The organism is Stenotrophomonas sp. GD03819 (assembly GCF_029841665.1).
GTDB lineage: Bacteria > Pseudomonadota > Gammaproteobacteria > Xanthomonadales > Xanthomonadaceae > Stenotrophomonas > Stenotrophomonas geniculata.
Genome location: NZ_JAOCEW010000001.1, coordinates 255,590 through 261,808, shown reverse-complemented (window position 1 = coordinate 261,808; position 6,219 = coordinate 255,590). Strand labels below are relative to the sequence as shown.

9 protein-coding genes are annotated in these 6,219 nt (G+C 66.4%); 1 reads left to right on the top strand and 8 read right to left on the bottom strand.

Annotated features, from left to right (window positions below):
- Window positions 1–21: 21 nt before the first annotated feature.
- From N5D45_RS01165 to N5D45_RS01155, 3 genes are all read right to left on the bottom strand, one after another.
- Window positions 22–930: a manganese catalase family protein gene (locus N5D45_RS01165; protein ID WP_057504088.1), complete on the bottom strand. Its 909-nt coding sequence runs from the start codon at window positions 928–930 to the stop codon at window positions 22–24.
- A 38-nt stretch (window positions 931–968) separates the two neighbouring features.
- Window positions 969–1,490: a ferritin-like domain-containing protein gene (locus N5D45_RS01160; protein WP_057504087.1), complete on the bottom strand. Its 522-nt coding sequence runs from the start codon at window positions 1,488–1,490 to the stop codon at window positions 969–971.
- 159 nt (window positions 1,491–1,649) lie between these two features.
- Complete coding sequence (locus tag N5D45_RS01155) at window positions 1,650–1,958, bottom strand: hypothetical protein (protein WP_228354503.1); 309 nt, start codon at window positions 1,956–1,958, stop codon at window positions 1,650–1,652.
- Window positions 1,959–2,197: 239 nt separating this feature from the next.
- Here N5D45_RS01155 and N5D45_RS01150 point away from each other — a divergent pair, with 239 nt between their 5' ends.
- Window positions 2,198–2,590, top strand: a complete 393-nt coding sequence (locus tag N5D45_RS01150; protein ID WP_019337688.1) for a response regulator — start codon at window positions 2,198–2,200, stop codon at window positions 2,588–2,590.
- Window positions 2,591–2,603: 13 nt separating this feature from the next.
- On the opposite strand, the gene N5D45_RS01145 is transcribed toward N5D45_RS01150, so the two are convergent.
- The 5 genes from N5D45_RS01145 to N5D45_RS01125 form a co-directional block, all read right to left on the bottom strand.
- Window positions 2,604–3,002: a BLUF domain-containing protein gene (locus N5D45_RS01145; protein WP_032965872.1), complete on the bottom strand. Its 399-nt coding sequence runs from the start codon at window positions 3,000–3,002 to the stop codon at window positions 2,604–2,606.
- Between the two features lie 157 nt (window positions 3,003–3,159).
- The gene (locus tag N5D45_RS01140; protein WP_228354504.1) at window positions 3,160–3,846 is read right to left on the bottom strand and encodes a glycosyltransferase; all 687 of its coding nucleotides are present in this window, start codon (window positions 3,844–3,846) and stop codon (window positions 3,160–3,162) included.
- A complete protein-coding gene (locus tag N5D45_RS01135; RefSeq protein WP_019337690.1) occupies window positions 3,843–4,430 on the bottom strand; it encodes an SAM-dependent methyltransferase in 588 nt (195 codons plus the stop codon). Before N5D45_RS01135 ends, N5D45_RS01140 begins: the two co-directional genes overlap by 4 nt.
- Window positions 4,427–5,185, bottom strand: coding sequence for a PIG-L family deacetylase (locus N5D45_RS01130; RefSeq protein WP_057504082.1), 759 nt, complete (start codon window positions 5,183–5,185; stop codon window positions 4,427–4,429). The genes N5D45_RS01135 and N5D45_RS01130 overlap by 4 nt, the downstream gene beginning before the upstream one ends.
- A complete protein-coding gene (locus N5D45_RS01125) occupies window positions 5,173–6,114 on the bottom strand; it encodes an acyl-CoA dehydrogenase family protein (RefSeq protein WP_228354505.1) in 942 nt (313 codons plus the stop codon). The genes N5D45_RS01130 and N5D45_RS01125 overlap by 13 nt, the downstream gene beginning before the upstream one ends.
- Between the last annotated feature and the right edge of the window lie 105 nt (window positions 6,115–6,219).

Genomic DNA, 6,219 nt, shown 5'->3' with positions numbered 1-6,219 from the left:
GCACGGGCGTCCCGGGTTCTTTCACGGCTCGCGTGGTGGCAGGTCCAGTGCGCCCGCGCCCGGGCCGGCCCCCAGCTCGGCCCCGGTGGTCGGCCGCGCTTCCGGGTCGGAGAGCGTGCGCAGGGTCATGGCCTGCACCGCCGCTTGTTCGCGCGGGTCCAGGTCCACCGTGCCGCCGCCGTCGCCACCATCCACAGCGGCCTGTGCCTCGCGGTCGCTGACCCGCTCCCAGAGCTCGCCGCTGTTCCAGCTGCCCTGCAGGTCGTCGGCGCCGTCGCCCTGCGACATGTCCATGTACAGATCGGTGAACGCGGGATCCCCCGGCAGCTTGCCCGGCGGGAAGTTGGGCTGGATGCTGTGCAGCGCCTTCTCGAATGACTTCATGTGCGCGATCTCGCGCGTCATCAGGAAGCGCAGCGCATCCTTGATGCCCGGGTCGTCGGTAACGTTGATCAAGCGCTCATACACCAGCTTGGCGCGCGCTTCGGCCGCGATGTTCGAGCGCAGGTCGGCGGTGGGGTCGCCGATCGAGTCGATGTAGGCGGCTGTCCACGGCACCCCACTGGAATTGACCAGCGCGGGGCCGCCACCGTACAGGATCTGTTCGGTGTGGCTGGTGCTGTTCTGGCCCAGCAGCCGCATGTCCTCGGCCTCGGCAAGCCCTTCGGACTGGATCGCCCTGGGCCCGCGGTTGAGCATGGCGATGATGGTGCCGATGATCTCCAGATGGCTGATCTCCTCGGTGGCGATGTCCATCAACAGGTCCTTGCGCCCGGGGTCGCATTCGCCAAGTCCCTGGGTGAAGTAGCGCATCGCGGCGGCCAACTCGCCCTGTGGGCCGCCGAACTGTTCAAGCATGAGACTGGCGAGCTGCGGGTTGGATTCGCGCACGCGTACGGTGTACATCAGCTTCTTGTGATGAAAGAACATGGGGTTTCTCCAATGGCGGGCGTGGGCGGGTGTTGGGGTCAGCGCTTGGCTTGGGCGCCCGGCGTTTCGTCGCGATTGAGGAATGCACCGACCAGGCCGTCCTGGTGGTCCTCCAGCCAGCGCGCCATGGCGATCTCTTCCTGCAGGATCTGGCCGCAGACCGCAGCGATGTCCGGTGCTGCGGCACGCTCGGCAGCGATCACCAGCGCCCGGTAGGTGGCGATCTCGGTATTCTCGAAGCCGAACGAGAGGCCTACGCTCTTGACCACCTCGTCCTCCATCAGACTGGTGCCCGCCGCGTGGAGGGCGGCAGTCATGCTCGCGAACAGCCCCTTTGCGGTCGGCACGCTTCCCCCAAGCGCCTCAATGCACTCGCGCAGGGAAGCTGCCTGCCCCTGCGTCTCCTGGACGTGCTGGCTGACGCGTGCGGCAAGCTGGGGATAGTTCTCGATCCGCGAAGCCATGGCCTTCATCATGGTCTCCGCTTCCTGTTCCATGGCGTAGGCGTCCTGCAACCACTTCAGCAGGCGCTCGCTTCGGGCGGTGTTCTGGTCTGCCATCTCGATCTCCGGTGCGGGGCAACATGCCTCCGGAGACCATGGTGGAGCGCTGGCAATCACCGCCTTGTCGGCCGCTGTGATCCGCCGAAGCTCGGCGCTGCACGCAGCGCTGATGCGGCGATAACAACATCCGCGTCCCCTTGCTGGACCCGGGCGCTCTCAGTTCGCCAAGGCGCTGGATACGCCTGCGTTGACTGCAGGGCGCTGGCGCCTGGCGTTCGAGGTGCCCGTGCCCTCTGCCGCCATCACGGCCTGCATGACCCGATGTTCAGCACGATGCGCGCCGCCGTCCACGCCCACGACATAGACAAAGCGCCCATCAAACTTGGCCTGTGCACCGTCCAGGGCGTCGTCGGCCAGCAGCGCTCGCTTCAGCGACTTCATCCATGTCCGATCAGGCGTACGGTCCAGTTCCACGACAATGGCGGCGCCGCCACAATCGAGCGGCATGCACTCGATACGCAGCACGCCAGGAGAGGCCGCTTCGGTTCCGGATTGAGGCATGACAGAAGCTCCGATAAGGGGTCGGCGGCAGTATCCACAGCGCATGCCAAGAAGCCGTCAACGAAATCCATAACGCCTTCCACGCCTCCTCCACGAGGTTGGCCACGCGCGCAGAGCTTCGCGCCGGACTGACAATGCACACGCAGGATCTTGATGCAGCACAGCAGAAACTGGTGTTCCCAGGACAACGCAGGCATGCACGCATGCAATCCGCAACCGGCCAGCGCAGATGCAACCTGCTGCTGGTGGAAGACCAACTCGACCTGGCCGCACTCATGGAGCACGCACTTGAGGACGTCGGCGATCAGGTGACGCATGCCTACAGCGTGTTCGACGCTCTCGGGCTGCTGGACACCCAGCGGTTCGACGGCGCCGTGCTCGATGTCGAACTTCGCGACGGTGTGGTCTTTCCCGTCGCTGATCGCCTGGCAGAACTCGGCATCCCCTACCTGTTTGTCTCTGCGGTCTACGACCAGCTGGTGCCGCAGCGCCACCGGCGCGCAGCCTTCGTGGCCAAACCGTTCCATGTGAGTCAATTGCAGGACACGGTCCGGCGCGTGCTGGGCGATACCTGCGCGCAGCCGCCCGCGCATTGACTCCATACACCCGTCACCCCAGGTGCGGGGCCACGACCAAGCTCAGCTGGCGTAGCGCGCCACCACGGGAGAGCCCATCCCAGTTGCTGCGCGCCACGCTGCGGATCTCGGAGGCATCGACCCACAGCAGCCGCATTGACCAGTAGGGAAAGAACCGGCCGGAAACCCTGCCCCGGCCCAGCTCGATCAGCTCGCAATGGCTCCGGGCACTGAGGATGCGGCTGTACACCACGTTGATGCTGTCTTCCGGTCCCTCGATGTACTGGAGGAAACGGAGCCCGTCATAAAGAAGCACACCCGTAACGCCGGCTTCGAAGTTGAAGCGGGCGGCGGCCCTGGCGAGGTCATCCACATGGTCCATGGAAAGCCCCGATGTCGCCTCACTTGCGTAGGCGACTGCACGGAGGGGCACATTCGTTCCTTCTGACGCAGGAAATTTCCTGCTCGTCCATCATCGCTTCGCGGAGGTAGGCAGGGATGAGGGCCTTCGCAGCCTGCCCTGTCCCAACGCTCTCCTCAACCGCACGCCCCGATAACACGGGGCGCTTGCGTGACGGAGTGGCTGACCCTCAGGTGATCAGGGCGGGTGCTTCCGCGCCAGAGCGCTCGCCACCCAGCGCCGCCAGATAAGCGGAGAATCCACCTGTAGCGCGCCCCTGCAGACGCGCACTGGTCATCACCACGGGAGCGCCGGCCCATCGCACCGCCGCACCGCGGCGTTGCAGCGCTCTAACAAGCGCCACGTCTTCACTACAGTGCAGGGGAGCAAAGCCGCCAACGGCCCGATAGGAACAGGCAGAGACGCCGAGGTTGGCACCGTGGATGCGCCCATGATGGTCGCCCCACTGCTGCCTTGCCTGGAATGCCCTGCGCAGGCGCCGTTCACTCTGGCAGGTCGTCGCTATGTCCACCAGTCCGCAGAAAGCGTCACAACTGCTCTGAACCTGTGCGGCCAGCCACTCGGGAGGCACCTCACTGTCAGCGTCCGTGCTTGCCAGCCACCTGGCGCCCCGCCCCAGCAGTTCAGCAGCGGCTGCGGCCCGGGCGACACCGACGCAGCGTGCATCCAGCTGTACGCTCCCGACCCGGTATCGGTGGCAGATGGTGCCCGTTGCATCCGTACAAGCGTCCAGCGCGACCATTACCTCCACTGCTTCGCCGCCGAGGCCTGGGTGCAGGGCCGCCACCCGGATGGATTGCAGGCACCGCGCGATACTGTCCGCCTCATTGTGGGCGGGTATCAGAACGCCTATCACCGCAAGCCCTCGTTCCGGGCCAATGACAAGGGGCCCCGTGTCCATCCCTGAAGCACGAAGTCCGCATCGCGGTAGTGGAAGGCTTCCTGCAGGCCTTCCCCCAGGCATCGATGCACCACCTCGGTCCGGCTCGCGCGTCCCGGGAACGAGGGCAACCAATGGCAGGCGACCAGCAGGCCGTCATCGCGAAGTGCTTCATCGATGCCACCGCGCAGCTCGCGCAGTGCGCCTGCCCCCAGGTAGTAGCCCATTTCGCCGCAGACGATCAGGTCGAAGCGTCCTGGCGGCCATTGCTCGGGATGGCTGGCGCAATGGACCTGCACGTGCGGCAGATGGGCCAGGTTGCGGCGCGCCTGGAACGCCGCACGGGGACTGATGTCGGTTGCCAGCAGGCGTTCGCAACGTGCCGCCAGCGCCTCGGTCAGTACGCCGTTGGAACACCCCAGTTCCCAGCCGCGAGCGAACTGGCGCTGGCTGAGGCTTGCCAGCAGCAGCGCGCGCTTGCGCTCTTCATACCACCGGCTGCGGTAGCCGAACGGGTCCTCCTGCTCATGCAGGTCATCAAAGTACGGTTGCGCGCTCATGCCAGGAATACCTCGTAGTCTCGGAAGAATCGGGCGAGTACATGTGCGGGCAGCACCGGCGGGCTGTTCAGGCCCGCCACGTCGCCCGTCTGCGTCCGGAAATGCGCGATCGCGTTTCGTTTTGCGGACGCCACCGCTGAAATGTCGATCAGCTTCGGAGCCTCCCACGCCATATGTGCGCAGGCAGGGTCAAGCCAGTGCCAGCCCCACACCGGGTACTCCAGCCGGTGGCAACCGGCCGCCCGCGCGGCGCGGCAGGCAGCGCGCCCTGCGGCTTCGTGATCGGGGTGGCCATCAAACCGCCATGGCGCCAGGACCAGATCGCGCGGTTGCAGATACTGCTGCAGCCAGCCCTCCAGCCCCTGCTCGTGCGCGCTGACCGCGCCGTCGGCGATACCCAGGTGGAAGATGGAGCCGACCGGAATACCGAGTTCGCCCAATGCCGCGGCAAGCTCCGCTCGGCGCGTTGATCGCAGGCGTTCGGGCGTCCACCACGGCTCGCCGGGATAGCATGCTTCACCGTCGGTCACGGCAACGACACTGACGTCGATACCCTGCCCCACAGCGTGATGCAGCAGCCCGCCACAGCCGAGTATTTCGTCATCCGGATGCGGCGCGACCACCACCATGCGGTCATGCCTGCTGCAGAGTGCGGTTGCCGATATGGTCGGTTGCTGCCAGAGCCAATCGCAGTGCAACCAGGCCTGCTCCTGGGTTCCTTCCCCTTGCAGGGGTGTCCTGGCTACAGCGCCCATGTTGCCTCCTGTGTTGCACGCTGCTCGCCCAGCCATTCCCAATCGCGATCGGCGTGGCTCTGGCGAAGGAACACGGTCAGGTCCGCGCAGCGCCGGGCATGGGAGGCCTCCAGGCACATCGGGCCCGGGCCCAGCGCGCGACCCGCCAGGTCCAGCACACGCGTTGCCGCGCGCTCGACGACACAGCGCAGGCGCACCACATCTTCGCGATGGGCCAGTTCGGGCGCGGCGTCGATGCACGCCGCCAGTTCGCGAAGCAGCGCGGCAGCCGGGCCCAGGGCGAGGTCCACTTCACCCAGCAGCCGCGCGCGATTCCCCTCGGTGCAGGCCGGTCGCATGCGCTCGGCCAATGCGGCCGCTGCGCCAAACCAGACCGCCGCGATGCCTGCCCCGCCATGCCAGAAGCCCGGGCGCTGAAGGTAGTCATCGCGCGTCCCCAGGATCACCATCGGTGCGCCGTCAAAGCGCACCGTGGTGGACGGGATTGCGGCCATGCCCACGGCGGGCCATGGCTCGCCTGCAAGTGTGTGCCAGTGTTCCGCCGCCACCTGGCATAGCCACACGCCCTGCGCGTTGCGAACCGTTACCAGTGCCGAATCCACCCATGCGCTGCCGGAACACCAGGGTTTGTCACCGTGCAGTCCACCGCCGGCATCGATGCGAACGGTGTTGGCCGGACCCTCTGCAGCCCACACCGCCAGCAACGTGTCTTCAGCATGGATGGGCGCCTTCAACTCGGCAGCAATCGCTTGGGCGTCATAGTGGGCCTCCAGTACCTTGGCCAGGCAGAGATCCTCTGCCCCCCAGGCTGCCAGCGCCTGCCAACGCTGCAGCGTCTGGCCGCCCCCGGGCAAAGGCAATGCCGGTTGCTGTACCAGCACCTGGCGTGCGCGATTGAACAGCGAAGAGGATGACGTCACATCCTGCATGGGTGGCAGACCTGCATTGGAGATACGCCATGAACGTAGGCGGCAGGCAGTCACATGCCTGTCTTGACCGCGTGGCGGGCACATGAATGCCCGGAACCGTGATCC

Excerpts from the sequence above, each read along its gene's own strand:
- N5D45_RS01125 (WP_228354505.1), bottom strand. The coding sequence starts at position 6,114 with ATGCAGGATGTGACGTCATCCTCTTCGCTGTTCAATCGCGCACGCCAG.
- N5D45_RS01165 (WP_057504088.1), bottom strand. The coding sequence starts at position 930 with ATGTTCTTTCATCACAAGAAGCTGATGTACACCGTACGCGTGCGCGAA.
- N5D45_RS01150 (WP_019337688.1), top strand. The coding sequence starts at position 2,198 with ATGCAATCCGCAACCGGCCAGCGCAGATGCAACCTGCTGCTGGTGGAA.
- N5D45_RS01160 (WP_057504087.1), bottom strand. The coding sequence starts at position 1,490 with ATGGCAGACCAGAACACCGCCCGAAGCGAGCGCCTGCTGAAGTGGTTG.
- N5D45_RS01130 (WP_057504082.1), bottom strand. The coding sequence starts at position 5,185 with ATGGGCGCTGTAGCCAGGACACCCCTGCAAGGGGAAGGAACCCAGGAG.
- N5D45_RS01135 (WP_019337690.1), bottom strand. The coding sequence starts at position 4,430 with ATGAGCGCGCAACCGTACTTTGATGACCTGCATGAGCAGGAGGACCCG.